This window comes from Allobosea sp. P1_A7 (assembly GCF_056406775.1).
Genome location: NZ_JBFTZN010000573.1, coordinates 1 through 1,260, shown reverse-complemented (window position 1 = coordinate 1,260; position 1,260 = coordinate 1). Strand labels below are relative to the sequence as shown.

Here is a 1,260-nt window from a genome sequence, read left to right as displayed (position 1 = left end):
CGGCGGAGCGCCGTCGAACCGATCATCGGACACACCAAGGCCGACGGAAAACTCGAACGCCACTGGCTGAAGGGTGCCCAGGGCGACGCCATCAACGTCATCCTCGTCGCCGCCGGACACAACATCCGCCTGCTCCTGGCAAGGCTGAGAGTTTTTTGCGCCTTGATCCTGGCCACGCTCAGCGCCCCCGCGGCGCAGACCTCGATCACAAAGGGCCGACCGGCGTTCAGCTAAACTCACAAACCGCCAGGATCAGGTTGTTCACGACCGACTAGCTTCCATAGACGTGCTGTCGCCAAATTGACAAAGAGAGTGTATATTCCTAACATCAAGATAATTATCCTTGAATTGAGCGCTCGGTGGGGTTACCTTCGCCCTGCTGCGAAATCTCGTGGCGCCAGCCGAGACCGATCCTGTCACGGCATCCGAGGCATTTCACGATGCCGCTGCTGAGAGGCTGGGGTTGCGAAGCTCCAACGCCTGCACCGGGTGCCCGGATGAACGTCCATCAGAATGCCCGTTTGACGCCTTGTGGTCGAGCCCTGCTGGCAGAGCGGGTCGAAGGGGGCTGGTCCGTCAAGGTGGCGGCACTGGCGGCGGGCGTCTCGGGCCGCACGGCGCATACCTGGCTGCGCCGGCATCGGCAGGGAGGCGAGCGCAGGTTTCACGACCGCAGCTCAGCCCCGCACCACTGTCGGCATGCCACACCGGCCGAGCGCGTCGCCGCGATCGAGGCGCTGAGGCGCCGCCGGCTGAGTGGCCCGCAGATCGCCGTTGCGCTGGGCATGCCGTGCTCAACCGTGGGAGCAATCCTGCGCCGCCTGGGGCTGAATCGGTTGTCGGCGCTGGAGCCGAACCCCGAGATCCTGCGCTACGAGCGCGCCGCACCGGGCGGACTGATCCACCTCGACATCAAAAGGCTGGGCCGGATCGACGGTGTCGGCCACCGCATCACCGGCAACCGCACCGGTCAATGCCTCGCGGCTGGCCTTTGTCGAAGTTCTGCCAAGCCTCGGCCGGGACGACGCGACGGCCTTCCTCGAACGGGCGTTCGCCTGGTTCGGTCGTCTCGGCGTCACCGTCGAGCGGGTCATGACCGATAACGGTTCGGCCTATCTCTCGAAGCTCTTCGCAGCCGCGCTCGCAAAGGCCGGCGCCCGCCATGTCCGCACCCGGCCCTACACCCCGCGAACCAACGGCAAGGCCGAGCGCTTCATCCAGACCAGCTTGCGCGAATGGGCCTATGCAAGACCCTATCAG

General features: G+C 65.4%; 1 protein-coding gene and 2 pseudogenes. All 3 read left to right on the top strand.

Annotated elements, in window-relative coordinates:
* Positions 1-234: pseudogene (locus AC1D34_RS37685) on the top strand (IS5/IS1182 family transposase); the annotation flags it as partial.
* 206 nt (positions 235-440) lie between these two features.
* Positions 441-734: pseudogene (locus AC1D34_RS37680) on the top strand (leucine zipper domain-containing protein); the annotation flags it as partial.
* A gap of 202 nt (positions 735-936) precedes the next feature.
* The coding region (locus tag AC1D34_RS37675; RefSeq protein ID WP_476827042.1) for a DDE-type integrase/transposase/recombinase at positions 937-1,260 on the top strand (324 nt) is incomplete at its 3' end.